Here is a 26,586-nt window from a genome sequence, read left to right as displayed (position 1 = left end):
CACAATGGAAATCAGTCTGTTGCAGGCTCTGGCGCTGGGCGTTCTCGCCTTTATCGCCGGTCTGGATATGTTTAACGGCTTAACGCACATGCACCGCCCGGTGGTGCTTGGGCCGTTGGTCGGCCTGATTCTGGGCGATCTGCACACCGGTATTTTGACCGGCGGTACATTAGAGCTGGTCTGGATGGGGCTGGCCCCGCTGGCGGGCGCACAGCCACCTAACGTGATTATCGGCACGATCGTGGGCACCGCGTTTGCCATAAGCACCGGCGTGAAACCAGAAGTGGCCGTTGGCGTTGCCGTCCCGTTTGCCGTCGCGGTACAGATGGGGATCACCTTCCTGTTTTCCGTTATGTCTGGCGTGATGTCCCGCTGCGATCGCATGGCAGCAAACGCCGACACCAACGGCATTGAACGGGTCAACTATCTGGCGTTGCTGGCACTCGGTATCTTCTACTTTCTGTGCGCTTTCCTGCCGATCTACTTCGGCGCGGAACATGCGAAAACCGCTATTGACGTCCTGCCAGCACGGTTGATTGACGGCCTCGGCGTCGCCGGCGGCATCATGCCAGCCATTGGCTTTGCCGTGCTGCTGAAGATCATGATGAAAAACGTTTACATCCCTTACTTCATTATCGGCTTTGTGGCTGCGGCCTGGCTCAAGCTTCCGGTACTGGCGATCGCGGCTGCGGCCCTGGCAATGGCGCTGATCGACCTGATGCGTAAATCACCTGAACCGACGGCACCTGCGGCCCGGAAAGAGGAATTCGAAGATGGCATCTAATCAAACAACGTTACCGAGCGTGTCTGAAAGTGAAGAGACACTACTGACTGGCGTTAACGAAAACGTCTACGAAGACCAAAGCATCGGTGCTGAACTGACGAAAAAGGATATTAATCGCGTGGCCTGGCGTTCCATGCTGCTGCAGGCATCGTTCAACTACGAACGTATGCAGGCATCCGGCTGGCTGTACGGGTTGCTCCCTGCGCTAAAAAAGATCCACACCAATAAACGGGATCTGGCGCGCGCCATGAAAGGCCATATGGGCTTCTTCAACACCCACCCTTTCCTGGTGACTTTTGTTATCGGCATCATCCTGGCGATGGAGCGCTCTAAACAGGATGTGAACAGCATCCAGAGCACCAAAATTGCCGTCGGTGCACCGCTCGGCGGCATTGGTGACGCCATGTTCTGGCTCACCCTTCTGCCCATCTGCGGCGGTATTGGCGCAAGCCTGGCGCTACAGGGATCGATTCTGGGTGCAGTGGTCTTTATAGTGCTTTTTAACGTTGTACACCTCGGCCTGCGTTTTGGCCTGGCACACTACGCGTATCGAATGGGCGTAGCGGCAATACCACTGATCAAAGCCAACACCAAAAAAGTGGGCCATGCGGCCTCCATTGTCGGGATGACGGTGATTGGCGCACTGGTGGCAACCTATGTCCGCCTCAATACGACGCTCGAAATCAAGGCGGGTGATGCCGTTGTCAAACTGCAGGCTGACGTTATCGACAAGCTCATGCCCGCGTTCCTGCCGCTGGTCTACACCCTGACCATGTTCTGGCTGGTTCGCCGCGGCTGGAGTCCACTGCGTCTGATCGGTATCACCGTGCTGCTGGGCGTTGTGGGTAAATTCTGTCACTTCCTGTAAAGCAAAGAGGTTGCGATGTTAGGCATTATTTTGACGGGTCACGGTGGTTTTGCCAGTGGGCTTGAGCAGGCCATGAAGCAGATCCTTGGCGAGCAACCGCAGTTCATCGCCATTGATTTTCCTGAAACATCCACCACCGCGCGGCTGACTGAGCAGCTGGAACAGGCGGTAAACGGGCTCGACGAGCAGCACGATATTGTGTTTCTCACCGACCTGCTGGGCGGCACACCGTTTCGCGTGGCGTCGACCCTGGCCATGCAGAAACCGGGCAGCGAAGTGATCACCGGCACCAACCTGCAGCTTCTGCTGGAGATGGTGCTGGAACGCGACGGATTAACCAGTGAAGCGTTTCGTCTGCAGGCGCTGGAATGCGGGCATCGTGGGCTGACCAGCCTGGTGGATGAGCTTACACGCTGCCGTGAAGAAGCCCCGGCAGAGGAAGGGATATGAGCCAGCTGTTACGCGCTCGTCGTGTGCTCACTGAACAGGGCTGGCTAAACGATTACCAACTACGCATTGACGATGGCGTCATCACCGCGATTGAACCCATCCCTGCGGGCATGACGGTGCGGGATGCTGAATTGCTTTGCCCGGCGTATATCGATACTCACGTACACGGCGGCGCGGGCGTGGACGTGATGGATGAAGCACCTGACGTGCTGGATACCCTGGCGATGCATAAAGCGCGTGAAGGAGTGGGCGCATTTCTTCCCACTACCGTCACCGCGCCGCTTGAAGCTATCCGCGGCGCACTCCGGCGAATTGCCCGGCGCACCCTGTCCGGTGGGCCTGGCGCGGAGGTTCTGGGCAGCTATCTGGAAGGCCCGTACTTTACGCCGCTAAACAAAGGGGCGCATCCGCCAGCGCTGTTCCGGGAGCTGGATATTGCTGAGCTGAACGCCCTGGCTGACGTTTCGCAAAATACGCTGCGTGTGGTGGCGCTTGCCCCGGAAAAAACCGGCGCGGTGCAGGCAATCCGGCACCTGAAACAACGCGGTATACGCGTAATGTTAGGCCACAGTGGAGCCACCTATGCGCAAACCCTTGCGGCTTTTGACGCGGGTGCGAATGGCCTGGTGCACTGTTATAACGGCATGAGCGGGCTACATCATCGGGAACCGGGTATGGTTGGCGCAGGGCTTACGGACAAGCGAGCCTGGCTGGAGCTGATAGCCGACGGACATCACGTCCATCCGGGTGCCATGCGCCTGTGCTGCTGTTGTGCGAAAGATCGCGTGGTACTGATTACTGACGCAATGCAGGCTGCGGGTATGCCGGACGGGCGCTACACCCTGTGCGGGGAAGCGGTCAGTATGCAAAACGGTGTCGTGCGTACCGCCGCTGGTGGCCTGGCAGGGAGTACGCTCTCGCTGGACGCCGCCGTACGCAATATGGTGGAACACGCGGACATCTCTGCTGAAGACGCTATCCACATGGCCTCTCTGCACCCTGCCCGGCTGCTGGGTATAGCTAACCTGCTTGGATCGTTAGCACCGGGCAAACGTGCAAATCTTATTGCGCTGGACGGTGGTTTACACCTCCAGCAGATTTGGATTCAGGGTCAGGCTCTCCCCCTTTAGCCCTTTCATTGTGTCTCCTGTTGGCCTTACGAAACCCGATCGTAAGGCCTTTCTTTTCCTTTCCTTCTTCATTGCCTTTCCCTTTGCGATCACACTTTTCGTTTTATTTCTTTTCTTTCATTGAACTTTCGATTTCTTTTCTATAAATTTTATTTAACTGCTTACGTGAACAAGTGAAACGAAACGAAAGATAGCGACATATTTGCCAAGCGTCTGATGTGGAATTCACGCGACTAAGGACTGAGTTATGCCAGAAACGTACACCCCCACCTCCGCCACAACAGGCACATGGACTGAAGAAGAGATCCGTCAACAGCCTTCCTGCTGGCTCCGCTCTCTCAATAATATCGATAGCCTGCGTTCATCGATCGATAGCTTCCTGGCTCCACTGCTACACAAGAACGATCTGCGGATCGTCCTGACCGGCGCAGGCACTTCCGCCTTTATCGGCGATATCATTGCGCCGTGGCTCGCGAGCCACACCGGGAAAAACATCACCGCCGTACCCACAACCGATCTGGTCACGAACCCGATGGATTACCTCAGCGCGTCGCATCCGTTGCTGCTGGTCTCTTTTGCGCGCTCCGGCAACAGCCCGGAAAGTGTGGCAGCCGTTGAGCTGGCAAACCAGTTTGTGCCGGAGTGCTACCACCTGTCGATCACCTGCAATGAGGCGGGCAGCCTGTATAAGAACGCCGTCGACAGCGAGAATGCATTTGCCCTGCTGATGCCTGCCGAAACGCACGATCGCGGGTTTGCCATGACCAGCAGCATTACCACCATGATGGCGAGCTGCCTGGCAGTATTCGCGCCGGAAACGATCAACAGCAAAACCTTCCGCGACGTTGCCGAACGCTGCCAGGCGATCCTCGCCTCACTCGGTGATTTAAGCTGCGGCGTCTTTGGCAACGAGCCCTGGAAAAGGATCGTTTATCTGGGAAGCGGGGGTTTACAAGGTGCCGCACGCGAATCAGCGCTGAAGGTGCTGGAGCTGACGGCAGGCAAGCTGGCGGCATTCTACGACTCCCCAACCGGCTTTCGTCACGGGCCTAAATCACTGGTAGACAAAGAAACGCTGGTGGTGGTGTATGTCTCCAGCCACCCGTACACGCGTCAGTACGATCTGGATCTGCTGGCCGAACTACGCCGCGATCGCCAGGCCATGCGAGTCGTGGCCATTGCCGCCGTTACGGATCCAGTAATTGAAGCGGGCCCGCATATTCTGCTGCCATCTTCCCGTCCGTTTATCGATATGGAACAGGCGTTCTGCTTCCTGATGTACGCCCAGGTCTTTGCGCTCACGCAGTCGCTTAGCGTAGGCAACACGCCAGATACGCCATCCGCCAGCGGTACGGTTAACCGTGTGGTACAGGGCGTTGTTATTCATCCATGGCAGGCTTAAGAGGATCTGATTATGAGTATCATCTCGACGAAATATCTCCTGCAGGACGCACAGGCAAAAGGCTACGCCGTTCCGGCGTTCAATATTCATAATGCAGAGACTATCCAGGCGATCCTCGAAGTGTGCAGCGAAATGCGATCGCCGGTGATCCTCGCAGGCACGCCGGGCACCTTTAAGCATATTGCGCTCGAAGAGATTTACGCTCTGTGCAGCGCTTACTCCCTCACTTATGACATGCCGCTGGCGCTGCATCTCGACCATCACGAATCGCTGGACGATATTCGCCGCAAGGTCAACGCCGGTGTGCGCAGTGCGATGATCGACGGCAGCCACTATCCGTTTGAACAGAACGTGAAGCTGGTGAAGTCCGTCGTCGATTTCTGCCACCTCAACGACTGCAGCGTCGAGGCCGAACTGGGCCGTCTGGGCGGTGTGGAAGATGACATGAGCGTGGACGCCGAAAGCGCCTTTCTGACCGACCCGCAGGAAGCGAAGCGCTTTGTCGAACTGACCGGTGTAGACAGCCTTGCTGTTGCCATCGGCACCGCGCACGGCCTCTATACCAAACAGCCAAAAATCGACTTCCAGCGATTGGCTGAAATCCGCGAGGTGGTCACCGTGCCGCTGGTGCTGCACGGCGCGAGCGATGTCCCCGATGAGTTTGTTCGCCGCACCATTGAGCTTGGCGTTTGTAAAGTCAACGTGGCAACTGAGCTGAAAATCGCCTTCTCTGACGCGGTCAAAGCCTGGTTTGCCGAAAACCCGCAGGGCAACGATCCGCGCTTCTACATGCGGGTTGGCATGGACGCCATGAAAGAGGTGGTCAGAAGCAAAATCACCGTTTGTGGTTCCGCAAACCGGCTACTGCTTCCGGCGGAAGCCTGATCCCATCGCGCATTACATCAATAACTAAAAAATAACTATAAGCCTCGCAAATATGAAGGCGCGTCCTTAAGCCGGACAGCGTCTTCCTTTATCCTAAAAATCCGAGGAGTCCCTACATGACAAAGGAAAAGTCCTTTAAATCAAAAGCGTGGGAGTTTTTTCAAAGTCTGGGAAAGACCTTTATGTTCCCGGTATCCCTGCTGGCCTTTATGGGGCTGCTGTTAGGTATCGGTAGCTCTGTTACCAGCCCTTCCACCATCAAGAGTTTTCCCTTTCTGGGCGGCGAGCTAACGCAGCTCACCTTTGGTTTTATTGCCATGGTCGGCGGCTTTGCCTTTACCTACCTGCCGCTGATGTTTGCCATGGCGATCCCTATGGGCCTTGCGAAACGCAACAAGGCCGTGGGCGCGTTTGCCGGGTTTGTTGGCTATATGCTGATGAACATGAGCATCAACTATTATCTGACCGCAACCCACCAGCTTGCTGATGCCGCGACCATGAGACAGGTTGGGCAATCGATCGTTTTGGGGATCCAAACCCTGGAGATGGGCGTGCTGGGGGGCATCGTGGTTGGCGTCATCACCTATTTCCTGCATGAGCGTTTTCAGGATACGGTCTTACACGATGCTTTCGCTTTCTTTAGTGGCATTCGCTTCGTGCCAATTATCACCGCCCTCACCCTTTCGCTGGTCGGTCTGTTCATCCCTTTGTTGTGGGAATACGTGGCGCTGGGGATTGCCGGAATCGGTCATATCATCCAGAGCACCAGCGTTTTTGGGCCATTCTTGTACGGCGTAGGCGTGCTGTTGCTTAAGCCTTTTGGCCTGCACCACATCCTGCTGGCGATGGTGCGTTTCACCCCAGCGGGCGGCATTGAGATGGTGAATGGCCATGAGGTCGCCGGTGCGCTGAATATCTTCTACGCCGAGCTGAAAGCCGGTCTACCGTTTAGCCCACACGTCACCGCGTTCCTGTCGCAGGGCTTTATGCCGACCTTTATCTTCGGCTTACCGGCTGTGGCTTACGCCATCTATCGCACCGCTCGCCCGGAGAACCGCCCGGTGATTAAAGGGCTGCTACTTTCCGGCGTGCTGGTTTCCGTCGTCACCGGTATTTCAGAACCGATTGAATTCCTGTTCCTGTTTATTGCCCCGGCGCTGTACGCCTTCCACATCGTGATGTCTGGCCTGGCCCTGATGGTGATGGCCTTGTTGGGCGTAACCATCGGCAACACCGACGGCGGAATCCTCGATCTACTGATCTTCGGCGTGATGCAGGGAATGTCGACCAAATGGTACCTGCTGTTCCCGGTCGGTATTGCCTGGTTTGCCATCTACTTCTTCGTCTTCCGCTGGTACATCCTCAAGCACGATATCAAAACGCCTGGCCGTGAAGTAGACACACAAGGTGCGCTGCAGGCCGTGGAGGCTAACACCCGTGCGCGCGGAAAATCGAAATATGATCATGGGCTGATTCTGCGTGCGCTCGGCGGCAAAGAGAACATTGATTCGCTCGATAACTGCATCACCCGGTTGCGTCTGGTGGTGAAAGAGATGGGCCTTCTCGACCAGCAGGCATTGAAAGCGGCTGGCGCGCTGTCGGTGGTGGTGCTTGATGCTCATAGCGTTCAGGTGATTATCGGCCCGCAGGTCCAGAGCGTCAAAACCGGCATTGAAGCCTTAATTTAACAGGGGGTAGTTGTGTTTGATTTCGACAAAATCATCGAGCGTAAAAGCGATAAGTGCCGCAAGTGGGATCATGCGTTTGTCTGCTCGCGCTTTGGTGATGTCCCGGAGGGATTTATCCCGCTGTGGATCGCAGACATGGATTTCACCTCACCGCCCGCCGTCATTGAGGGCTTTCAGCGCATCGTGGAGCATGGCACCTTCGGCTATACCTGGTGCTTCGACGAATTCTACGACGCGGTTATCGCCTTCCAGCGCACCCGCCATCAGGTTGAGGTGGAGAAGTCGTGGATCACACTGACCTACGGCACCGTTTCCACGCTGCACTACACAGTGCAGGCGTTCTGTGAGGCTGGCGACAGCGTGATGATGAACACGCCGGTCTACGATCCTTTTGCGATGGCGACGCAACGCCAGGGCGTGCAGGTACTTGCTAATCCACTGCGCGTGGAGGAGGACCGCTATCAGCTCGATTTTAATCTGGTCGAAGCCCAGCTCAAAGCCCACCGTCCAAAGCTGTGGTTCTTCTGCTCGCCGCATAACCCTTCGGGCCGAATCTGGCGTGCGGATGAGATACGTCAGGTGTCAGATCTCTGTAAGCGCTACGGCACGATTCTGGTAGTCGACGAAGTTCATGCCGAGCACCTGCTCGACGGCAAATTCGTCAGTTGTCTGGCCTCTGACTGCGCCGCACAGGACAACCTGATTGTACTGACGTCCCCGAACAAAGCGTTCAATCTCGGCGGACTGAAAACTTCCTACTCGATGATCCCTGATGCTTCGCTGCGCCAGCGTTTCCGCCAACAGCTCGAGAAGAATTCCATTACCTCACCCAACATGTTTGGCGTATGGGGGATTATCCTGGCCTACCAGCACGGCCTGCCGTGGCTCGACGCGCTAAACGGGTATCTGCGCGGTAACGCCCACTACCTTGCGGATGCCATACAGACCCACTTCCCGGCCTGGAAAATGATGAACCCGGAATCCTCGTATCTGGCCTGGATAGACGTCAGCGCAGACGACCGCAGCGCCACAGAATTGACCCAACATTTTGCCCAACAGGCCGGTGTCGTCATTGAAGACGGCAGCCACTACGTGCAAAACGGCGAGAACTACCTGCGTATCAACTTCGGCACCCAGCGCTACTGGCTGGAACAATCCATCAACCGAATGCTGAAGCATTACTAATAAGGAATCTTACCCTGATGAAAAAAGTGCTCACACTCTCGATGCTTGCCCTGTTTGTTTCTCATGGCGCGCTGGCGGCGAACTACGCGCTGGATAATGACAACATCGCCCTCTCATTTGATGACGCCAGTTCAGCGGTGGTGGTGAAAGACAAAAACTCCAATCACCCGCTCTCACCGCAGGAGCTGTTCTTTTTAACGTTGCCGGATGAGACCAAAATCCACACTGCGGATTTTAAAATCAAACACGTAGAGAAACAGGACAGCGCGATTGCCATCGACTTTACCCATCCGGATTTTAACGTAACGGTGAAGCTGAACCTGGTGAAGGGAAAATATGCCAGCATCGACTACACCATTGCAGCCGTTGGTCAGCCCCGAGACGTGGCGAAAATCACCTTCTTCCCGACCAAAAAGCAGTCGCAGGCACCTTACGTTGACGGGGCAATCAACAGCTCGCCGATCGTTGCTGATTCATTCTTTATCCTGCCGGATAAGCCCATCGTGAATACCTACGCTTATGAAGCGACAACCAATCTCAACGTCGAGCTGAAAACGCCGATTCAGCCGGAGACACCGGTCAGTTTCACCACATACTTCGGTACCTTCCCGGAAACCAATCAGCTGCGCCGCAGCGTGAATCTGTTTATCGATGCCGTGCGTCCTCGTCCGTACAAACCTTACCTGCACTACAACAGCTGGATGGATATTGGCTTCTTTAATCCGTACACGGAACAGGATGTACTGGGCCGCATGGATGAATGGAATAAAGAATTCATTGCTGGTCGCGGCGTGAAGCTGGATGCATTTCTGCTGGACGACGGCTGGGACGACCGTACCGGACGCTGGCTGTTTGGCCCGGCATTCAGCCACGGCTTTGGCAAAGTCAGGGAAAAAGCCGACAGCCTGCACAGTTCAATCGGACTCTGGCTTTCACCGTGGGGCGGCTACAACAAGCCGCGCGACATTCGCGTTTCACACGCGAAGGAATACGGCTTCGAAACTGTGGACGGGAAACTGGCCTTATCAGGTCCGAACTACTATAAAAATTTCAACGAGCAGATCATCAAGCTGATTAAAAACGAGAGGATTACCTCGTTTAAGCTCGACGGAATGGGCAACGCTAACTCACATATCAAGGGTAGCCAGTTCGCCTCAGATTTTGATGCCTCGATCGCCCTGCTGCATAACATGCGAAGCGCAAATCCGAATCTGTTTATCAACCTGACGACCGGCACCGATGCCAGCCCGTCCTGGCTGTTATACGCCGACTCTATCTGGCGTCAGGGCGATGACATCAACCTGTACGGACCCGGCACGCCCGTTCAGCAATGGATGACCTATCGCGATGCCGAAACCTACCGCTCCATTGTGCGCAAAGGCCCGCTCTTCCCGCTCAACTCGCTGATGTATCACGGTATCGTCAGCGCGGAGAATGCCTACTACGGCCTTGAGAAAGTGCAAACTGACAGCGATTTTGCCGACCAGGTCTGGAGCTACTTCGCCACCGGAACCCAGCTGCAGGAGCTGTATATCACCCCGTCGATGTTGAACAAGGCGAAGTGGGATACCCTGGCGCAGGCTGCGAAATGGTCGAGGGATAACACCAGCGTGCTGGTGGATACGCACTGGATTGGCGGGGATCCAACCGCGCTTCAGGCTTACGGCTGGGCATCCTGGAGTAAAGCCAAAGCGATCCTCGGCTTGCGTAACCCGTCGGATAAGCCGCAAAGCTACTATCTGGATCTGGCAAAAGACTTTGAAATCCCGGCAGGCAATGCAACACAGTTTACGTTGAAAGCCGTTTATGGCAGTAACGCTACCGTACCGGGTGAGTATAAAAATGCGGTGGTGATTACGCTGCAGCCGCTGGAAACGCTGGTGTTTGAGGCGACGCCAGGGAGATAAAACATGCCCTGCTGGCAGGTCAAGCTATAACCTGCCAGCTTCCTCCTTTCCTTGCCTCAAGGGGTTTTAATTTACCTTTCGATTGCAAGTTTCTCAGATAACGTTCCACGGTACGGGAAGTCACGCCCAGCACGGATGCCAGCATTGCAGCGGTCATCTGCGGTTGAACAGTAAGGAGCTCAAGGATAGCGGTCTCCTTTTCCGACATTTTTTCCGACATAATCGTCGGTGCCGCGATTCCTTCGCGCAGAGCTTCTGCCATGTTGTGCAACATAAACTCGACGAAAGCAGTGCAATCACTCAACCGATCACATTGCCCTAAAATCTGGTAATAGCACTCTTGCTGGAAATGAATCAGCGTCTGCCAGATCCGCCCAATGCCCCAGCAGTTCACCAATCTCAACAACCTGATTGAGAATCGATGGTGTGATAGTAAATGGAGGCTGATAGCGGCTCATGCGTTTACTCTCCCTGCTGCTCCAGCGCATACTTATACAACGCATTTTTCTTCACGCCGTGAATTTCCGCCGCCAGCGCAGCCGCTTTCTTGAGTGGCAGCTCGCTTTGCAGCAGCGTCAGGGTGCGGATGGCATCAGCAGGCAGTGCGTCATCTTCTGCTTTGTGGCCTTCAACAATCAGTACCATCTCGCCTTTACGACGGTTTTCGTCTTCTTTTACCCACGCCAGCAGCTCGCCAACAGGGGCACCGTGGATGGTTTCCCAGGTTTTCGTCAGCTCACGCGCCAGCACCACGTAGCGGGCTTCACCCCAGACGGTGACCATATCGTCCAGGCTTTCCAGTAAACGGTGGGTAGATTCATAGAAAATCAGCGTGCGCGGTTCGGTTTCCAGATCTTTTAGCACGTCGCGGCGGCCTTTTGATTTCGCCGGCAGGAAGCCTTCATAGCAAAAACGATCGGACGGCAAACCCGCCGCACTCAATGCGGCAATCGCGGCGCACGGTCCCGGCAATGGTACAACGCGAATACCCGCTTCACGACAGGTACGCACCAGATGGTAGCCAGGATCGTTAATCAGCGGTGTTCCGGCATCGGACACCAGGGCGATGTTCTGCCCCTCTTTCAGTTTCGCCACCAGCGTGTCAGCTTTTTGTTGCTCATTGTGATCGTGCAGGGCAAACATTCGGGCGTTAATGGCGAAGTGTTGCAGCAGTAAACCGGTATGGCGGGTATCTTCAGCAGCAATTAAATCAACGGCTTGTAATACAGTGAGGGCACGTTGGGTAATATCAGACAAATTCCCGATAGGAGTAGGTACAATATAAAGCTGGCCTTGAGAATTATCTGCCGTTTCGTGTTGTTTCATTGTTTAGTCCGTATTGCCGATTTAATATTGAGCATTGCGTAAAAAAAATCACTGGATACAGTATGGTACCGTTAACGTTTCTTCGAACAAAAGCCGCGCGCAGCGTGCCTCTGCTGCTGGCAGCCCTGATCTTTGCAGGCTGTGGCACCCAGGCACCCGATCAAAGCGCTGCCCATATGCAGGGATCCGCGCAGGCTGATTCTGGCTTTTATCTGCAACAAATGTCGCAGAGCTCAAATGATACCAAGACCAACTGGCAATTACTCGCCATTCGTGCACTGCTGAAAGAAGATAAAACCCAGCAGGCCGCCGATCTGTTCAACCAGCTGCCGCAAGATCTTAACGACACGCAGCGTCGTGAGCAGGTATTGCTTTCAGCAGAGCTGAAAGTGGCACAGAAAGATTATGCGGCCGCCAAAAAGATCCTCGGCGACATCGACGTCAGCGCGCTGGATAAAAACCAGCAGGCTCGTTTCTGGCAAGCAGGTATCACCGCAGAACAGGGCCGTGCTTCCCTGCCGCTGCTCCGCGCACTGATTGCCCAGGAGCCACTGCTTAGCGCTGCCGACAAACAAAAAAATATCGATGCCACCTGGCAGGCGCTCTCCTCAATGACGCAGGAACAAGCGCAGCAGTTGGTGATCAACGCCGACGAAAACGTATTGCAGGGCTGGCTGGATCTGCAACAGATGTGGTTTAACAACCGCAACGATCCGAACATGCTGAAAGCCGGTATTACCGACTGGCAGACTCGCTACCCGCAAAACCCTGGTGCGAAAATGCTGCCAACGCAGCTGGTTAACGTGCAGAACTTTAAACCTGCGTCCACCAGCAAAATCGCCCTGCTGCTGCCGTTAAACGGCCAGGCGGCGGTATTCAGTCGCGCGATCCAGCAGGGTTTTGAAGCGGCGAAAAACGGCACAACTGCCGTTGCAGGCAATGCCGTGCCAGAGCAAGCCGCGCAGGCTGCTAACGTCAACACCGTGGTCAGCCCTTCCGCTGCGGAAACCAGCGACCTGACGACAGCACAAACGCCAGCCCAGGGAACTCTGCAAAACCCGGTCACGGCGCCAACAACGCCAGCCGCGACTACACCAGCAGCGGCGCCGGTACAGACACCAGCGGCAACGCAGGCTGCACCTGCCACTCAGGCAGCACCTGCAACAACTGCACAGCCGCAGGCGACTGAACAACCTCAGACGACACAGCCTGCCCAACAACCGGCAGCACAGCCTCAGGCTGTGGCGACAACCGGCGCAAATCCGGGTGCAGAGCTGAAAATCTACGACACCAGCTCACAGCCGCTCGATCAGGTTCTGGCGCAGGTTCAGCAGGACGGTGCCAGCATCGTGGTTGGCCCATTGCTGAAAAACAACGTCGATGAGCTGATGAAAAGCAATACCACCCTGAACGTCCTGGCGCTTAACCAGCCAGAGCAAGTTCAGAATCGTGCGAATATCTGTTACTTCGCTCTCTCTCCGGAAGATGAAGCCCGTGATGCGGCGCGCCATATTCACGAGCAGGGTAAACAAGCGCCACTGCTGCTCATTCCGCGCAGCACGCTGGGTGACCGCGTAGCGACTGCATTCGCACAAGAGTGGCAGAAACTGGGCGGTGGCATTGTTTTACAGCAGAAGTTTGGCTCAGTGTCTGAGCTGAGAGGCGGTGTCAACGGCGGTGCGGGCATTTCGCTCAGCGGCAGCCCGGTTTCGGCAAGCCTGCCACAACAGCAGGGTGTCACCATTGGTGGCTTGAACATTCCTGCCCCACCGACCGATGCGCAAATCAGCGGTGGCGGTAAAGTTGATGCTGCTTACATCGTCGCGACCCCGGAAGAGATCGCGTTCATCAAACCGATGATCGCCATGCGTAACGGCAGCCAGAGCGGTGCAACACTGTACGCAAGCTCTCGCAGCGCACAAGGCACGGCTGGCCCAGATTTCCGTCTGGAAATGGAAGGCCTGCAATACAGCGAAATTCCAATGCTGGCGGGCAGTAACCCGGCACTGATGCAGCAGGCGCTGGGCGCCGTGCGTAACGACTACTCTCTGGCACGCCTGTATGCCATGGGTGTTGATGCATGGGCGCTGGCAAACCACTTTACTCAGATGCGCCAGGTGCCAGGGTTCGAACTCAACGGCAACACCGGCGATTTGACCGCCACTCAGGACTGCGTGATTAACAGGAAGTTATCATGGCTCAAATACCAGCAGGGGCAGGTCGTCCCGGCCAGTTAAGCCGTAAACAGACCGGTGACGCGTGGGAAATCAAAGCGCGTCGCTGGCTTGAAGGCAAGGGACTGCGCTTTATCGCCGCCAACGTTCGCGGACGGGGCGGCGAAATCGACCTTATTATGAAAGACGGTCAAACGACCGTGTTTGTCGAAGTACGCTTCAGGCAGTCATCGCAATTTGGCGGGGCTGCCGCCAGCGTGACGCCCGCCAAACAACAAAAATTATTACAGACAGCCCTCTTGTGGCTTGCCCGCCATAATGGGAGCTTTGATACTGTGGATTGCCGGTTCGATGTGGTAGCCTTCACCGGAAACGACATTGAGTGGCTGAAAAACGCGTTTGGCGAAGACACCTGAATACGATTTAAAGGGATAACGTGCTCGAAAGAATTAAAGTGTGCTTCACAGAAAGCATTCAGACTCAGATTGCAGCGGCGGAAGCCCTCCCGGACGCGATTTCTCGCGCAGCGATGACGCTGGTACAGTCCCTGCTTAATGGCAACAAAATCCTCTGTTGTGGCAATGGCACATCGGCCGCCAACGCACAGCATTTTGCTGCCAGCATGATAAATCGCTTTGAAACAGAACGACCTAGTTTACCTGCCATTGCACTAAACACCGATAATGTGGTCTTAACAGCGATTGCTAACGATCGTCTGCATGACGAAATTTACGCGAAGCAAGTGCGCGCCCTGGGTCACGCCGGAGATGTTCTGTTGGCTATCTCCACGCGTGGTAACAGCCGCGACATCGTCAAAGCCGTTGAAGCAGCTGTCACCCGCGATATGACTATCGTGGCGTTAACGGGTTATGACGGCGGTGAGCTGGCAGGCCTTCTGGGGCCGCAGGATGTGGAAATTCGCATTCCTTCTCATCGCAGCGCACGCATTCAGGAAATGCACATGCTAACGGTGAATTGCTTATGCGATCTGATCGATAACACGCTTTTCCCTCACCAGGATGATTAAGGAGTATTCATGAAGGCTTTATCGACCCTCGCAGTCCTGATGTCTGCACTGCTACTTCAGGGATGTATTGCTGCGGCTGTTGTGGGTACCGCAGCCGTTGGTACAAAGGCAGCAACCGATCCTCGCTCCGTGGGTACTCAGGTTGATGACGGTACACTGGAACTGCGCGTAAACAGCGCACTGTCGAAAGACGAACAGATTAAGAAAGAAGCGCGCATCAACGTAACGGCGTATCAGGGCAAAGTACTACTGGCAGGCCAGGCACCGAATATGGAACTCGCCTCCCGCGCCAAACAGATCGCGATGGGTGTAGAGGGTACGACGGAAGTCTTTAACGAAGTGCGTCAGGGTCAGCCGATTGGTCTTGGAGACGCATCGTCCGATACCTGGATCACCACCAAAGTCCGTTCTCAGTTACTGGGTACTGACCAGGTGAAATCTTCCAACGTGAAAGTCACCACCGAAAACGGCGAAGTGTTCCTGCTGGGCCTGGTCACCGACCGTGAAGGGAAAGCGGCTGCCGATATCGCCAGCCGGGTAAGCGGCGTGAAACACGTCACCACCGCGTTTACCTACATCAAATAACCACACACCTGACTGTAGGCCCGGTAAGCGCCAGCGCTACCGGGCTTTTTTTATATCAGCGCAATACTGCCCACAATCACTCCACTCAATGCCACCAGACCCGCAGTCAGCCACAGGGCTTTGGCCGGGAATGACTTACGCAGCATGATAAGCGACGGCAGGCTGATCGCAGGCAAGGTGATAAGCAGCGCCAGCGCCGGAGCAGTCCCCATGCCAGCCAGCATCATCGTCTGAACAATCGGGATTTCAGCGGCCGTAGGGATAACAAACAGACAGCCTGCAATGGCCATCGCAATCACCCACAGCATCGAGTTATCGATAGCACCATCCGCATGAGGGAATAGCCAAACCCGCGCAGCCCCAAGCACCAGAACCGCCAGGATATACACCGGGATAGTGCTCCAGAACAGCTGCCAAAGTGCTTTGCCCCAACGCGCAAAGAAGCTGCCCTGTGGCTCGGCGATGGTCACGTCCACAGACACAGGCTCAACGGTCTTGTCTTTCACCAGGTTCTGCACAAGCGTTGCGACCACCAGCACCGTCAATAACCCTGCAACAAGGCGGATAAACGCAAAATGCCAGCCGAGGACAAACCCCATGAACACCAGTGTAGCCGGGTTCAGCAACGGGTTACCCATCCAGAATGCCAGTGCACCGCCCATTGAAACGCGCTGGCGGCGCATTCCGGCCGCGACAGGCGCTGCGCAGCAAGAACACATCATGCCAGGCAAAGAGAATATCGTCCCCAGAAGCGTGCCCTGAAAACGCGGCTGCCCTAAGGTTTTCACCAGCCAGTTACGCGGGATAAGCACCTGAATCAGTGAGCCTAAGAGCACACCCAACACTGCAGCTTTCCAGACGGCAAGGAAATAGACCATCGCGTAATCCCACGCCGCCTGAAGCGGGCTGGAATCAGCCTGAGCAAGAATGGATTTGCCGATACTGTGCGTTTCGGCGGCAGTGAATGCTTTTCCGTAATAGGGCTGCCACTTCACATACCAAAGACCAACGATAACAACGAGAAAGAAGAGAGCGGGTTTCCACCATTGAAATGGCGTAGCCGCCTGAGATGAAGACTGACCAGTCATAGCATTCCCCAGGGAGTGTTAATAAGCCCGAAGATACTACGCCTCACCTCGCGCAAGTTCACGTAATTTTGCCGATGGGATAATGTTAACGCCCTCCTGCGATGGCGACAGCGCCTCTTTCAGCATTGCACGTGCGACATCACGCGCATGAATTGATTTCCAGTTACCGGGAAGGATCCGAAACAAAGGCGCAAAAATCGACTCGTTAAAACGACGCTTGTCGCGGTGCCCCAGCAGCATGGAGGGGCGAACAATCGTCAGATGTTCCCATTTCTGCGCAATCAGCGCGGCTTCCATTTTTCCTTTCACTTTGTTGTAAAAGAATGGCGAGTTTGCGTTTGCCCCCATCGAACTGACGACCACCAGATGTTTGGCCCCGAGCCTTTTCGCCCTGAGTGCGGTATCCACAACCAGCGCGTAGTCAGCGTGAACAAACGCCGTTTTACTGCCCGCTTCACGGCGGGTCGTGCCCAGACAACAAAAGGCGATATCAATTGGGTCGCACACATGAGCCAGTGCATCGCTCAGTTTCGGCGCATGAGGATTAAAAACACCGGGCATGGCGGCAAGCGGACGACGCGTCGGGGCGGCGATGTAGTTCACTTTTCGCTCCTGAATCAGCATACGCAGCAGATACCCACCCACCAGCCCGGTCGCACCTGTAATTAGTACCTGACTCATACCTTACTCCTGACGCAGCCAGTGGATCTTTTTACCAAACCCCAGTGTGTTATCTGTAAATTTTAGTTCATCAAGGCGGATTTCCCACACCGGCGCTTTAAGCGCAATGGCGACAGGAAAACGACGATTGTAGCGCCCGCGTTGCGCGTCGCTCTCTTCACCATCAAGACGACGGATCTCACCTTTGAACTGGACGCCACGGATCAAAGCGACCGTTTTCGGCTGGCCGTTAACCGTACCAGCGACCTTCGCCAGCTGGCCTGTCATCTGCGCATGACGTGTTTTATCTTCACTTAAGACGTAGAAGGCCACGCGCTCAGGATCGTAGTAGTAGAACGCATTCGCACACCACATTTCACCGTCATCATAAACACACCAGGTGACGACATGTTGTTTCGCCAGCCAACGGTTAATGGCCGTCAGTGTTTCCATTTTTCTTGTCTCTCATGCTAAGGTGCGTTCACCTTAACATACTGAATCTGTTTACTGTGTCCTGGTTTCTTTATCTTGTCCGCACCGCTGATAACGCACTCTATACCGGGATAACCACGGATGTGGAGCGGCGTTTCCTGGAACATCAATCGGGGAAAGGGGCAAAAGCGCTACGCGGGAAAGGGGAATTGCGGCTGGTCTTTTCGGCTCACGTGGGCGATCGTTCGCTGGCGCTCAGGCTGGAATACCGCATCAAGCAGCTGACGAAGCGCCAGAAAGAGCGCCTCGTCACCGGAGACGGGTACTTTGAGGCGCTACGTGAGAGCCTGATTAAAAGCGATTGAAATGGTCGTGGTATTCCACCAGTCCGTTTACGCCATTCAGGGCATCATCTGCCAGGCGGTGAAGCTGGAACGCAGACTCGGTGCCCGGCCAGCGACAGCGCAGATCGTAATGCGCCGCCTGTTCAAAACCTAAACGACCATAGAACGCAGGATCACCCAGCGTGACAACGGCGGCATAACCGAACTCATTCAGCGAATCCAGTCCTTCATAGACCAGTTGACGGGCAACGCCCTGGCCACGGTAGCTTTCGTCTACCGCCAGCGGTGCCATTCCCACCCACTGAAGCTCCTCACCCTGAACCGTCACCGGGCTGAATGCCACATAACCGACAACCTGACCTTCATCATCGGTGGCAACCAGACCCAGGGTGATCAGGCCATCTTCGCGGAGATCGTGGACCAGTCGGGCTTCGGCATCGCTCGCAAAAGAACGGCGTAATAACCCATCGATACCCGGTGCATCAATCCCAATTTCAACTCGAATCAGCATGGCTCACCTACTGAAGTGTGTTTACTTTCAGGCGGGGTTTTCAGCCCGGCCTCTACAAAATCAGCCATTTGCAACAGAACCACGCGCAGCGCTTTCGGCATCTGCTCCAGTTCAATGGCATCCATCAAATTTTTCACGTACAGGCCAAGCTCTGTATCCCCTTCGATAACCAGACGACGCTGGAAGAAGAGTGTGTCAGGATCTTGCTTACGCGCGACGATCATCAGCAGATCGCTGGCGTTAGCGCTAAAGCTTACGTCTGCCTCAGCAGATTCCCGAACAATCAGCTGATCATTCTCTACCGAAGTAAACCAGCGCAGCCCGATATCGCGGACTTCAATACTCAACCAGCGGCCATCAAGGAATTCCAGCTCACCTTCCTGTAACGCCTGGCGGAATTGCCAGCTCAGTACTTGTTCCAGAACCTGGCGTTTCAGCGCGAATGGCGTCAGTTTTACCGGCACGCTCAGCATTGATGGACCAAATTGTACGAGGCGTGAACGCAGTTTATCCAGCACGAGCTTTACTCCCTGAAATCTATAGTCCTGTTATTTTGCCATATCCTGAGGCCAACATAGCGGCGTAAATCAACAAACCGTCGTCCGGCGTGAGCCATTATTGGTGTCATCAATACGCCATTAGCTGCCTTAAATCAAAAATTGTCGCGTATGGGTTAATTAAAATCCCAGTTCGTTAACAATTTTGCGATCGCCAAGATCGAGATTATCAGGACAAATTATGGAGCTGCTCTGCCCTGCCGGAAACCTTCCGGCGCTTAAGGCGGCCATCGAAAATGGTGCCGATGCGGTTTATATCGGGCTGAAAGATGATACCAACGCCCGCCATTTTGCTGGCCTCAACTTTACGGAGAAAAAGCTTCAGGAAGCCGTTAACTTCGTCCACCAGCACCGCCGCAAGCTACATATTGCTATCAATACCTTTGCCCATCCTGATGGCTACGCCCGTTGGCAACGCGCAGTGGACATGGCGGCACAGCTAGGGGCCGATGCGCTGATCCTGGCCGACCTCGCTATGCTTGAGTATGCAGCAGAACGTTATCCGCATATTGAGCGTCATGTCTCTGTTCAGGCATCCGCCACCAACGAAGAAGCCGTTCGCTTTTACCATCGCCATTTTGACGTGGCCCGCGTGGTACTGCCGCGTGTGCTCTCTATTCATCAGGTTAAGCAACTCGCTCGCGTCACGCCAGTTCCGCTGGAAGTTTTTGCGTTCGGCAGCCTGTGCATCATGGCGGAAGGACGTTGCTATCTCTCCTCATATTTAACCGGTGAATCCCCGAACACTGTGGGGGCCTGTTCCCCTGCCCGCTTTGTTCGCTGGCAGCAAACGCCGCAAGGGCTGGAATCCCGCCTGAATGAAGTGCTGATCGACCGTTATCAGGACGGCGAAAACGCAGGCTACCCGACGCTGTGCAAAGGCCGTTATCTGGTCGATGGCGAGCGCTATCATGCACTGGAAGAACCCACCAGCCTCAATACGCTGGAGCTGCTGCCGGAACTGCTGGCGGCAAACATTGCTTCCGTGAAAATCGAAGGTCGCCAGCGTAGCCCTGCCTATGTGAGCCAGGTAGCGAAAGTCTGGCGTCAGGCCATCGATCGCTGCATGGCAGACCCACAAAACTATGCGCCGCAACCCGCCTGGATGGACACGCTCGGTTCAATGTCCGAAGGCACGCAAACTACGCTGGGCGCGTATCACCGTAAATGGCAGTGAGAAGACCATGAAATATTCATTAGGGCCTGTGCTTTACTACTGGTCAAAAGAGACACTGGAAGATTTCTACCAGCAGGCGGCGACAAGCAGCGCCGATGTGATTTACCTCGGCGAGGCAGTATGCAGCAAGCGCCGGGCAACAAAAGTGGGTGACTGGCTTGATATGGCCAAAAGCCTGGCGGGAAGCGGCAAGCAGATTGTGCTCTCAACCCTGGCGTTGGTTCAGGCCTCATCCGAACTGGGCGAGCTGAAACGCTATGTGGAAAACGGTGATTTTCTGATAGAGGCAAGCGATCTTGGCGTGGTGAACATGTGCGCCGAACGCAAACTGCCGTTTGTCGCCGGACATGCCCTGAACTGCTATAACGCCGTCACGCTGCGTCTGCTGCTGAAACAAGGAATGACGCGCTGGTGCATGCCGGTCGAACTCTCCCGCGACTGGCTGGCAAACCTGCTGACACAGTGCGAAGAGCTGGGTATCCGTAACCAGTTCGACGTGGAAGTGTTGAGCTATGGCCACCTGCCGCTGGCCTACTCTGCGCGTTGTTTTACCGCGCGCTCTGAAGACCGCCCGAAAGACGAATGCGAAACCTGCTGCATCAAATATCCAAACGGACGCAGTGTGCTGTCGCAGGAAAATCAGCAGGTCTTTGTCCTGAACGGTATTCAGACCATGAGTGGCTATGTTTACAACCTCGGCAACGAACTGGCATCGATGAACGGGCTGGTGGACATGGTGCGCTTATCTCCGCTGGATACCAACGTGTTTGCGATGCTGGATGCCTTCCGCGCTAACGAAAATGGTTCGTCTCCGCTGCCGCTTACCGCTAATAGTGACTGCAATGGTTACTGGAAGCGTCTCGCCGGCCTGGAACTTCAGGCCTAAAAAAGGCTCACTTTGTTAACAACGGTTACTAAACTTTGATGCAGTATTAAAGACTGACCGTCGACAAAGTGAGCTGCTATGACCGCTAAAACCATTCCATTTTCGGTGCTGGACCTGGCACCGATCCCTCAAGGTGCCTCCGCGAGAGAAGCCTTTTCGCACTCACTTGCTCTTGCTCAACTGGCCGAAAAACGCGGCTATCACCGCTACTGGCTGGCTGAGCATCACAATATGGTTGGTATCGCCAGCGCTGCCACCTCAGTGCTGATTGGTTATCTGGCAGCGAACACCACGACTCTGCACCTTGGTTCCGGCGGCGTAATGCTGCCTAACCATGCCCCGCTGGTGATTGCCGAGCAGTTTGGCACGCTGAATACTCTCTATCCCGGCCGAATTGATTTAGGGCTTGGCCGCGCGCCTGGCAGCGACCAGCCGACCATGCGCGCACTTCGCCGCCATATGAGTGGTGACATTGATAACTTCCCGCGTGATGTTGCTGAGCTGGTGGACTGGTTCGATGCGCGCGATCCGAACCCGCACGTGCGCCCTGTGCCGGGCTACGGCGAAAAGATCCCGGTATGGCTGCTGGGGTCGAGCCTGTATAGTGCTCAGTTGGCAGCACAGCTCGGCCTGCCGTTTGCATTTGCCTCACACTTTGCACCCGATATGCTGCACCAGGCACTGCATCTCTACCGTACGAACTTCAAACCGTCTGAACGGCTGGAAAAACCGTACGCGATGGTGTGTATCAACATCATTGCGGCCGACAGTAACCGCGATGCAGAATTCCTGTTTACCTCTATGCAGCAGGCATTTGTGAAACTGCGTCGCGGTGAAACGGGCCAGCTGCCACCACCGGTGGAGAATATGCACCAGTTGTGGTCTGCTTCCGAGCAGTATGGCGTACAGCAGGCGCTGAGTATGTCTCTGGTGGGTGATAAAGCGAAGGTGCGTCACGGGCTGGAAGCGGTGCTGCGCGAGACACAGGCGGATGAGATTATGGTTAACGGGCAGATTTTCGATCACCAGGCGCGTTTGCACTCGTTTGAGCTGGCAATGCAGGTGAAAGAGGAAATGTAGAGGAGTGCGTTTCGTTGCCCTCACCCCAGCCCTCTCCCACAGGAGAGGGTGAAAAGAGGCGTTTACTGATACACCGGCAACAGGTTAAAGCTCGACAGCACATGCACCAGCGCGTTGCCGACACCAAACACCAGAATCAGCGCAATCATCGGCTTGCCGCCCCAGACGCGGAATGTTGGGCTACCGAAGCGCTTACGTGATTTACGCGCCAACAGCGCGGGAACAATTGCCGCCCAGATGGTCGCCGCCAGCCCCGCATAGCCAATGGCGTACAGGAAACCGTTCGGCCACAGCAGGCCGCCCACAATCGGCGGCAGGAAGGTCAGCAACGCGGTTTTGAAGCGCCCCATCGCAGAATCATCAAAGCCAAACAAATCCGCCAGATAATCGAACAGGCCTAACGTCACGCCAAGGAACGAGCTCGCTACCGCAAAGTTGGAGAACACTACCAGCAGGAGATCCAGGCTTCGGCTGTTCAGCACACCGCTCAGTGCCTGAACCAGCACATCAATGTTTCCGCCCTTCTGAGCAATCCCAATAAATTCCTGACGCGGGATATTCCCCATCGTTCCCAGCAGCCAAATCACATACAACCCCAGCGCCAGCAACGTGCCGTAGACCAGGCACTTCACAATGGTGCGCGGATCTTTACCGTAGTACTTCATCAGGCTCGGTACGTTACCGTGGTAGCCAAATGACGCCAGACAGAACGGCAGGGTCATCAACAGGTACGGCGTATAGGAAGTATTGGCTTCTGCCACGTTAAAGAGCGTAGTCGGGGTAACGTGCCCGAGCAGGCTGCCGAAGGTCAGGAAGAAGGTAATCACCTTTGCGCCCAGCACAATCGCCGTCATGCGACTTACTGCTTTGGTGCTTAACCAGACAATAAACGCCACGCCCAGCGCAAAGCACAGCCCTGCCAGACGTGCCGGGACGTTCAGGGACATCTCCGAGAAGGTGTGATGCAAAATCGAACCGCTCGCAGAAATGTATGCGTAGGTCAGAATATAGAGCACGAACGCGATGGAAATACCATTCACAATGTTCCAGCCTTTCCCGAGCAGATCTTTAGTGATGGTGTCGAAACTGGAACCAATACGGTAATTCAGGTTCGCTTCGAGGATCATCAGCCCGGAATGCAGCATACAGAACCAGGTGAAGACCAGCGCCGCCAGCGACCAGAAGAACCACGCACCGGACATGACCACCGGCAGCGAGAACATCCCCGCACCAATGATGGTTCCGCCGATAATCACTACGCCGCCTAACAGCGAAGGTGATGTTTGTGTGGTGGTTAGTGTCGCCATACAGCCATGTCTCCAGTTAAAAATGTTGGTCCTGCATTTTAATGCGCTGCACTGTACCAGTACAAGAGTACAAAGGAAATAAAAAAAGCCCCGATAGATGCTATCGGGGCTGTATATTTTACTTTACGTCAGAAGCGTAAGGTTTACGCGTCACGGCGACGGCTGGAACCTTCATCGCGACGTGGACCACGGCTTTCACGACGTTCGCCGCTGAAGCGACCTGCGCCTGGCGCACCACCTTCACGACGAGGAGGACGACCGCCTTCACGACGCTCACCGCCACCGAAGCTACGACGTTCGCCAGATGGACGATCACCACCACGACGTTCGCTACGCTCACGCGGCTGAGCATCACCCATCAACTGCATGTTCATCGGCTTGTTCAGGATGCGAGTACGAGTAAAGTGCTGCAATACTTCGCCCGGCATACCTTTTGGCAGCTCGATAGTAGAGTGAGAACCGAACAGCTTGATGTTACCGATGTAACGGCTGCTGATGTCGCCTTCGTTAGCGATCGCGCCAACGATATGACGTACTTCAACGCCATCATCACGACCCACTTCAATGCGATACAGTTCCATTTCGCCTGCGTCACGACGCTCACGACGTGGACGGTCTTCGCCACCACGCTCTGGGCGGTCAGCACGCGGACCACGGTCATTACGATCGTTACGGTCGCCACGACGTTCGAAACGCTCGTCACGGTCGCGGAATTCACGCTTAGGACGCATCGGTGCATCTGGTGGAACAATCAGAGAACGCTCGCCCTGTGCCATTTTCAGCAGCGCAGCAGCCAGTGACTCGATATCCAGCTCTTCGCCTTCAGCGGTTGGCTGAATCTGCGCCAGCAGTGCACGGTACTGGTCCAGATCGCTGCTTTCCAGCTGCTGCTGTACTTTCGCGGCGAATTTTTCCAGACGGCGTTTGCCCAGCAGGTCTGCGTTTGGCAGCTCAGCTTCTGGAATAGTCAGCTTCATGGTGCGTTCAATGTTACGCAGCAGACGGCGTTCACGGTTCTCAACGAACAGCAGCGCACGACCCGCACGACCCGCACGACCGGTACGACCGATACGGTGAACGTAAGACTCGGAATCCATTGGGATATCATAGTTAACAACCAGGCTGATACGTTCAACGTCCAGACCACGTGCTGCCACGTCGGTTGCAATCAGGATATCCAGACGACCGTCTTTCAGACGCTCCAGAGTCTGCTCACGCAGGGCCTGGTTCATGTCGCCGTTCAGCGCTGCGCTGTTGTAGCCGCTACGTTCCAGAGCTTCAGCCACTTCCAGAGTCGCGTTTTTGGTACGAACGAAGATGATCGCCGCATCAAAATCTTCTGCTTCCAGGAAGCGTACCAGCGCTTCGTTTTTGCGCATACCGTACACAGACCAGTAGCTCTGGCTGATGTCCGGGCGAGTGGTTACGCTGGACTGAATACGCACTTCCTGCGGATCTTTCATGAAACGACGGGTAATGCGACGGATTGCTTCTGGCATTGTTGCAGAGAACAGAGCGGTCTGATGACCTTCCGGGATCTGCGCCATAATGGTTTCTACGTCTTCGATGAAGCCCATACGCAGCATTTCATCTGCTTCATCCAGTACCAGACCACTCAGTTTAGAGAGGTCCAGAGTACCGCGCTTCAGGTGATCCAGCAGACGACCCGGCGTACCGACGACAATCTGAGGACCCTGGCGCAGGGCGCGTAACTGCACGTCATAACGCTGGCCGCCGTACAGGGCTACCACGTTTACGCCGCGCATATGTTTAGAGAATTCCGTCATTGCTTCAGCAACCTGAACAGCCAGTTCACGGGTCGGAGCCAGGACGAGGATCTGCGGTGCGCGCAGGTCCGGATCGATGTTGTTCAGCAGCGGCAGCGAGAATGCCGCAGTTTTACCGCTACCAGTCTGGGCCATGCCCAGCACGTCACGACCAGAGAGCAGATGTGGGATACATTCTGCCTGGATCGGAGATGGTTTTTCGTAACCCAGATCGTTAAGGGCTTCAAGGATAGGAGCCTTCAGGCCCAGATCTGCAAAAGTGGTTTCGAATTCAGCCATGTAGTACAAGTGCCTCGATATTAATGGCGGCCAGTCTACTTAGCTCATCGTGAAAATGATTAGCAATTTTCATTGAAAAGTGTGAACCGGCTCAAAGTAGGTGTATTGACGAACAACAACGCCCTCACCAGTTAAGGTGATGGCAATCAAAAGATTACGGGCTGATGTTTATGTCGTCAGCTATTGCTGGTCCGATTCTGCCAGGTCGTCTTGCTCCTGGCCCAAGAGCGATAATTCCAACAATGCATAACGGTGCTCAACGAAGTTGTGTACGTTGTTAGCAACCGCTAATTTGAACAGTGCCGTAGCGCTGTCCTTATCCCCCAGACTTAGGTAGTACTTACCTAAATAGAAGTTGGTTTCACTGAGATGCTCAGCGAGCGAGGTGTTATCCGTTGCGTCTGCCTTGAGTCTTTCCATCAGCGTTGCTTCGCTAATGTTACCCAGGTAGAACTCGACAATATTCCATCCCCATTGTTCCTTGTCCGACTTGTCGAAGCGTTGTTGTAACGCGTCTTTTGCCTGTTTTTCATTGAGCTTCTGCTCAACGATATAAAGCCACAGGCTACGGAAAGGATCATTAGGATCGTCATGATAAAACGCCAGCAGATCATCTTGCGCTAACTTATCACGACCGCCGTAGTACAATGCGATACCGCGATTCAAGTGCGCGTAGTTATAAGTTGGATCAAGCTCAAGTACAGAATCAAACGCTTCATAGGCAGCATCAAAATTGCCTGCCTGCGTTAAATATATGCCTAAATAATTGAAAACTTCAGGCATATCAGGTCGAATTGCCAGCGCTTGTGAAAAATCATTTCGCGCTAATGCCCTCAGACCGAGACTATCATACAACACTCCGCGCTCATATAAAAGCTGTGCGCGTTCATCATCGGTTAAAGCCCGACTGGCAAGAATTTGTTCCATGCGTGCCAGAATCACTTCCTGTTGCAAAGTCGGTTGCAATGGCACTGCGAGGACTTCGCTCTTACGCCAGGAAGAGTTGCTGCATCCTGCCAGCGTTAAAGCTGTCGCAACGAAACACCAGCGCAAAAAAGGCTTCATTT

At 54.9% G+C, this 26,586-nt stretch carries 28 protein-coding genes; 17 read left to right on the top strand and 11 right to left on the bottom strand.

The genetic code is table 11. From position 1 onward, the window contains the following. Window positions 1–4: 4 nt before the first annotated feature. From agaW to ACS603_RS10250, 9 genes are all read left to right on the top strand, one after another. Window positions 5–784, top strand: a complete 780-nt coding sequence (gene agaW / locus ACS603_RS10290) for a PTS N-acetylgalactosamine transporter subunit IIC (RefSeq protein ID WP_474944182.1) — start codon at window positions 5–7, stop codon at window positions 782–784. Next, the gene (agaE, locus tag ACS603_RS10285; RefSeq protein WP_315686912.1) at window positions 774–1,652 is read left to right on the top strand and encodes a PTS N-acetylgalactosamine transporter subunit IID; all 879 of its coding nucleotides are present in this window, start codon (window positions 774–776) and stop codon (window positions 1,650–1,652) included. The genes agaW and agaE overlap by 11 nt, the downstream gene beginning before the upstream one ends. A 15-nt stretch (window positions 1,653–1,667) precedes the next feature. Next, window positions 1,668–2,102, top strand: coding sequence for a PTS galactosamine/N-acetylgalactosamine transporter subunit IIA (agaF, locus tag ACS603_RS10280; RefSeq protein ID WP_315686913.1), 435 nt, complete (start codon window positions 1,668–1,670; stop codon window positions 2,100–2,102). After that, entirely contained in the window at window positions 2,099–3,232 is a 1,134-nt protein-coding gene (gene nagA / locus ACS603_RS10275) for an N-acetylglucosamine-6-phosphate deacetylase (protein ID WP_474944181.1), read from the top strand. Before agaF ends, nagA begins: the two co-directional genes overlap by 4 nt. A gap of 247 nt (window positions 3,233–3,479) precedes the next feature. After that, window positions 3,480–4,634 carry an SIS domain-containing protein gene (locus ACS603_RS10270; protein ID WP_474944180.1) on the top strand — a complete coding sequence of 385 codons (1,155 nt, stop codon included), beginning with the start codon at window positions 3,480–3,482 and terminating at the stop codon, window positions 4,632–4,634. Between the two features lie 12 nt (window positions 4,635–4,646). Then, window positions 4,647–5,519: a tagatose-bisphosphate aldolase subunit KbaY gene (gene kbaY, locus ACS603_RS10265; RefSeq protein WP_315686917.1), complete on the top strand. Its 873-nt coding sequence runs from the start codon at window positions 4,647–4,649 to the stop codon at window positions 5,517–5,519. Between the two features lie 116 nt (window positions 5,520–5,635). Then, window positions 5,636–7,207, top strand: a complete 1,572-nt coding sequence (gene malX / locus ACS603_RS10260) for a maltose/glucose-specific PTS transporter subunit IIBC (RefSeq protein WP_474944179.1) — start codon at window positions 5,636–5,638, stop codon at window positions 7,205–7,207. Window positions 7,208–7,219: 12 nt separating this feature from the next. After that, a complete protein-coding gene (locus ACS603_RS10255) occupies window positions 7,220–8,392 on the top strand; it encodes a MalY/PatB family protein (protein WP_474944178.1) in 1,173 nt (390 codons plus the stop codon). A 17-nt stretch (window positions 8,393–8,409) separates the two neighbouring features. Then, window positions 8,410–10,299, top strand: a complete 1,890-nt coding sequence (locus ACS603_RS10250; protein WP_315686920.1) for an alpha-galactosidase — start codon at window positions 8,410–8,412, stop codon at window positions 10,297–10,299. 19 nt (window positions 10,300–10,318) lie between these two features. Here ACS603_RS10250 and ACS603_RS10245 read toward each other — a convergent pair whose 3' ends face one another. After that, window positions 10,319–10,693 carry an HTH domain-containing protein gene (locus ACS603_RS10245; RefSeq protein ID WP_474944219.1) on the bottom strand — a complete coding sequence of 125 codons (375 nt, stop codon included), beginning with the start codon at window positions 10,691–10,693 and terminating at the stop codon, window positions 10,319–10,321. Between the two features lie 68 nt (window positions 10,694–10,761). Continuing rightward, window positions 10,762–11,625 carry a 16S rRNA (cytidine(1402)-2'-O)-methyltransferase gene (rsmI, locus tag ACS603_RS10240; protein ID WP_315686921.1) on the bottom strand — a complete coding sequence of 288 codons (864 nt, stop codon included), beginning with the start codon at window positions 11,623–11,625 and terminating at the stop codon, window positions 10,762–10,764. A 62-nt stretch (window positions 11,626–11,687) separates the two neighbouring features. Here rsmI and ACS603_RS10235 point away from each other — a divergent pair, with 62 nt between their 5' ends. From ACS603_RS10235 to dolP, 4 genes are read left to right on the top strand one after another with little or no spacing between them, the layout of a single operon-like run. After that, window positions 11,688–13,862 (top strand): penicillin-binding protein activator, encoded by a 2,175-nt coding sequence (locus ACS603_RS10235; protein ID WP_315686922.1) that lies wholly within the window; start codon window positions 11,688–11,690, stop codon window positions 13,860–13,862. Continuing rightward, window positions 13,820–14,215, top strand: a complete 396-nt coding sequence (locus ACS603_RS10230) for a YraN family protein (protein ID WP_182062604.1) — start codon at window positions 13,820–13,822, stop codon at window positions 14,213–14,215. Before ACS603_RS10235 ends, ACS603_RS10230 begins: the two co-directional genes overlap by 43 nt. Window positions 14,216–14,235: 20 nt before the next feature. After that, window positions 14,236–14,826, top strand: coding sequence for a DnaA initiator-associating protein DiaA (gene diaA, locus ACS603_RS10225; RefSeq protein WP_003861754.1), 591 nt, complete (start codon window positions 14,236–14,238; stop codon window positions 14,824–14,826). A 9-nt stretch (window positions 14,827–14,835) separates the two neighbouring features. Beyond that, window positions 14,836–15,411, top strand: a complete 576-nt coding sequence (dolP, locus tag ACS603_RS10220) for a division/outer membrane stress-associated lipid-binding lipoprotein (RefSeq protein ID WP_182062606.1) — start codon at window positions 14,836–14,838, stop codon at window positions 15,409–15,411. Window positions 15,412–15,461: 50 nt separating this feature from the next. On the opposite strand, the gene ACS603_RS10215 is transcribed toward dolP, so the two are convergent. The 3 genes from ACS603_RS10215 to ACS603_RS10205 are packed head-to-tail and all read right to left on the bottom strand — an operon-like array spanning window position 15,462 to window position 17,612. Further along, entirely contained in the window at window positions 15,462–16,499 is a 1,038-nt protein-coding gene (locus ACS603_RS10215; protein WP_182062608.1) for a permease, read from the bottom strand. A 36-nt stretch (window positions 16,500–16,535) separates the two neighbouring features. Continuing rightward, window positions 16,536–17,180 carry an NAD(P)H-binding protein gene (locus tag ACS603_RS10210; RefSeq protein WP_182062610.1) on the bottom strand — a complete coding sequence of 215 codons (645 nt, stop codon included), beginning with the start codon at window positions 17,178–17,180 and terminating at the stop codon, window positions 16,536–16,538. A gap of 3 nt (window positions 17,181–17,183) precedes the next feature. Continuing rightward, window positions 17,184–17,612, bottom strand: a complete 429-nt coding sequence (locus ACS603_RS10205) for a YhbP family protein (protein ID WP_182062612.1) — start codon at window positions 17,610–17,612, stop codon at window positions 17,184–17,186. Window positions 17,613–17,626: 14 nt separating this feature from the next. Between ACS603_RS10205 and ACS603_RS10200 the strand changes: the two genes are divergently transcribed. Then, the gene (locus tag ACS603_RS10200; protein ID WP_315686923.1) at window positions 17,627–17,956 is read left to right on the top strand and encodes a GIY-YIG nuclease family protein; all 330 of its coding nucleotides are present in this window, start codon (window positions 17,627–17,629) and stop codon (window positions 17,954–17,956) included. Here ACS603_RS10200 and ACS603_RS10195 read toward each other — a convergent pair. Continuing rightward, on the bottom strand, window positions 17,943–18,446 hold the full coding sequence (locus tag ACS603_RS10195; RefSeq protein ID WP_315686924.1) for a GNAT family N-acetyltransferase: 504 nt from the start codon (window positions 18,444–18,446) through the stop codon (window positions 17,943–17,945). The genes ACS603_RS10200 and ACS603_RS10195 overlap by 14 nt on opposite strands. Then, entirely contained in the window at window positions 18,440–18,964 is a 525-nt protein-coding gene (gene ubiT, locus ACS603_RS10190) for a ubiquinone anaerobic biosynthesis accessory factor UbiT (protein ID WP_446491575.1), read from the bottom strand. The genes ACS603_RS10195 and ubiT overlap by 7 nt, the downstream gene beginning before the upstream one ends. A gap of 220 nt (window positions 18,965–19,184) precedes the next feature. Here ubiT and ubiU point away from each other — a divergent pair, with 220 nt between their 5' ends. The 3 genes from ubiU (at window position 19,185) to ACS603_RS10175 (ending at window position 22,146) form a co-directional block, all read left to right on the top strand. Beyond that, the gene (ubiU, locus tag ACS603_RS10185) at window positions 19,185–20,180 is read left to right on the top strand and encodes a ubiquinone anaerobic biosynthesis protein UbiU (protein WP_182062620.1); all 996 of its coding nucleotides are present in this window, start codon (window positions 19,185–19,187) and stop codon (window positions 20,178–20,180) included. A 7-nt stretch (window positions 20,181–20,187) separates the two neighbouring features. Beyond that, window positions 20,188–21,066 carry a U32 family peptidase gene (locus tag ACS603_RS10180; protein WP_474944177.1) on the top strand — a complete coding sequence of 293 codons (879 nt, stop codon included), beginning with the start codon at window positions 20,188–20,190 and terminating at the stop codon, window positions 21,064–21,066. A gap of 78 nt (window positions 21,067–21,144) precedes the next feature. Further along, window positions 21,145–22,146 (top strand): luciferase-like monooxygenase, encoded by a 1,002-nt coding sequence (locus tag ACS603_RS10175; protein ID WP_446491577.1) that lies wholly within the window; start codon window positions 21,145–21,147, stop codon window positions 22,144–22,146. Window positions 22,147–22,208: 62 nt separating this feature from the next. Here the strand turns inward: ACS603_RS10175 and mtr are convergent, their stop codons facing one another. From mtr to nlpI, 4 genes are all read right to left on the bottom strand, one after another. Further along, window positions 22,209–23,453 (bottom strand): tryptophan permease, encoded by a 1,245-nt coding sequence (gene mtr / locus ACS603_RS10170; RefSeq protein ID WP_474944176.1) that lies wholly within the window; start codon window positions 23,451–23,453, stop codon window positions 22,209–22,211. Between the two features lie 143 nt (window positions 23,454–23,596). Next, a complete protein-coding gene (locus ACS603_RS10165) occupies window positions 23,597–25,519 on the bottom strand; it encodes a DEAD/DEAH family ATP-dependent RNA helicase (protein WP_315686929.1) in 1,923 nt (640 codons plus the stop codon). After that, complete coding sequence (gene yrbN, locus ACS603_RS10160) at window positions 25,512–25,592, bottom strand: protein YrbN (protein WP_097397692.1); 81 nt, start codon at window positions 25,590–25,592, stop codon at window positions 25,512–25,514. Before yrbN ends, ACS603_RS10165 begins: the two co-directional genes overlap by 8 nt. A 107-nt stretch (window positions 25,593–25,699) precedes the next feature. After that, window positions 25,700–26,584: a lipoprotein NlpI gene (gene nlpI, locus ACS603_RS10155; protein ID WP_315686930.1), complete on the bottom strand. Its 885-nt coding sequence runs from the start codon at window positions 26,582–26,584 to the stop codon at window positions 25,700–25,702. Window positions 26,585–26,586 lie beyond the last annotated feature (2 nt).

This window comes from Enterobacter sp. Li2LvB3 (genome assembly GCF_056156645.1).
The sequence above is the reverse complement of the archived record's forward strand: the minus strand, read 5'-3'. Positions and strand labels throughout refer to the sequence as shown.

Excerpts from the sequence above, each read along its gene's own strand:
- agaW (WP_474944182.1), top strand. The coding sequence starts at position 5 with ATGGAAATCAGTCTGTTGCAGGCTCTGGCGCTGGGCGTTCTCGCCTTT.
- agaE (WP_315686912.1), top strand. The coding sequence starts at position 774 with ATGGCATCTAATCAAACAACGTTACCGAGCGTGTCTGAAAGTGAAGAG.
- agaF (WP_315686913.1), top strand. The coding sequence starts at position 1,668 with ATGTTAGGCATTATTTTGACGGGTCACGGTGGTTTTGCCAGTGGGCTT.
- nagA (WP_474944181.1), top strand. The coding sequence starts at position 2,099 with ATGAGCCAGCTGTTACGCGCTCGTCGTGTGCTCACTGAACAGGGCTGG.
- ACS603_RS10270 (WP_474944180.1), top strand. The coding sequence starts at position 3,480 with ATGCCAGAAACGTACACCCCCACCTCCGCCACAACAGGCACATGGACT.
- kbaY (WP_315686917.1), top strand. The coding sequence starts at position 4,647 with ATGAGTATCATCTCGACGAAATATCTCCTGCAGGACGCACAGGCAAAA.
- malX (WP_474944179.1), top strand. The coding sequence starts at position 5,636 with ATGACAAAGGAAAAGTCCTTTAAATCAAAAGCGTGGGAGTTTTTTCAA.
- ACS603_RS10250 (WP_315686920.1), top strand. The coding sequence starts at position 8,410 with ATGAAAAAAGTGCTCACACTCTCGATGCTTGCCCTGTTTGTTTCTCAT.
- rsmI (WP_315686921.1), bottom strand. The coding sequence starts at position 11,625 with ATGAAACAACACGAAACGGCAGATAATTCTCAAGGCCAGCTTTATATT.
- ACS603_RS10235 (WP_315686922.1), top strand. The coding sequence starts at position 11,688 with ATGGTACCGTTAACGTTTCTTCGAACAAAAGCCGCGCGCAGCGTGCCT.
- ACS603_RS10230 (WP_182062604.1), top strand. The coding sequence starts at position 13,820 with ATGGCTCAAATACCAGCAGGGGCAGGTCGTCCCGGCCAGTTAAGCCGT.
- dolP (WP_182062606.1), top strand. The coding sequence starts at position 14,836 with ATGAAGGCTTTATCGACCCTCGCAGTCCTGATGTCTGCACTGCTACTT.
- ACS603_RS10215 (WP_182062608.1), bottom strand. The coding sequence starts at position 16,499 with ATGACTGGTCAGTCTTCATCTCAGGCGGCTACGCCATTTCAATGGTGG.
- ACS603_RS10210 (WP_182062610.1), bottom strand. The coding sequence starts at position 17,180 with ATGAGTCAGGTACTAATTACAGGTGCGACCGGGCTGGTGGGTGGGTAT.
- ACS603_RS10205 (WP_182062612.1), bottom strand. The coding sequence starts at position 17,612 with ATGGAAACACTGACGGCCATTAACCGTTGGCTGGCGAAACAACATGTC.
- ACS603_RS10200 (WP_315686923.1), top strand. The coding sequence starts at position 17,627 with ATGCTAAGGTGCGTTCACCTTAACATACTGAATCTGTTTACTGTGTCC.
- ACS603_RS10195 (WP_315686924.1), bottom strand. The coding sequence starts at position 18,446 with ATGCTGATTCGAGTTGAAATTGGGATTGATGCACCGGGTATCGATGGG.
- ubiU (WP_182062620.1), top strand. The coding sequence starts at position 19,185 with ATGGAGCTGCTCTGCCCTGCCGGAAACCTTCCGGCGCTTAAGGCGGCC.
- ACS603_RS10180 (WP_474944177.1), top strand. The coding sequence starts at position 20,188 with ATGAAATATTCATTAGGGCCTGTGCTTTACTACTGGTCAAAAGAGACA.
- ACS603_RS10175 (WP_446491577.1), top strand. The coding sequence starts at position 21,145 with ATGACCGCTAAAACCATTCCATTTTCGGTGCTGGACCTGGCACCGATC.
- mtr (WP_474944176.1), bottom strand. The coding sequence starts at position 23,453 with ATGGCGACACTAACCACCACACAAACATCACCTTCGCTGTTAGGCGGC.
- ACS603_RS10165 (WP_315686929.1), bottom strand. The coding sequence starts at position 25,519 with ATGGCTGAATTCGAAACCACTTTTGCAGATCTGGGCCTGAAGGCTCCT.
- yrbN (WP_097397692.1), bottom strand. The coding sequence starts at position 25,592 with ATGAAAATTGCTAATCATTTTCACGATGAGCTAAGTAGACTGGCCGCC.
- nlpI (WP_315686930.1), bottom strand. The coding sequence starts at position 26,584 with ATGAAGCCTTTTTTGCGCTGGTGTTTCGTTGCGACAGCTTTAACGCTG.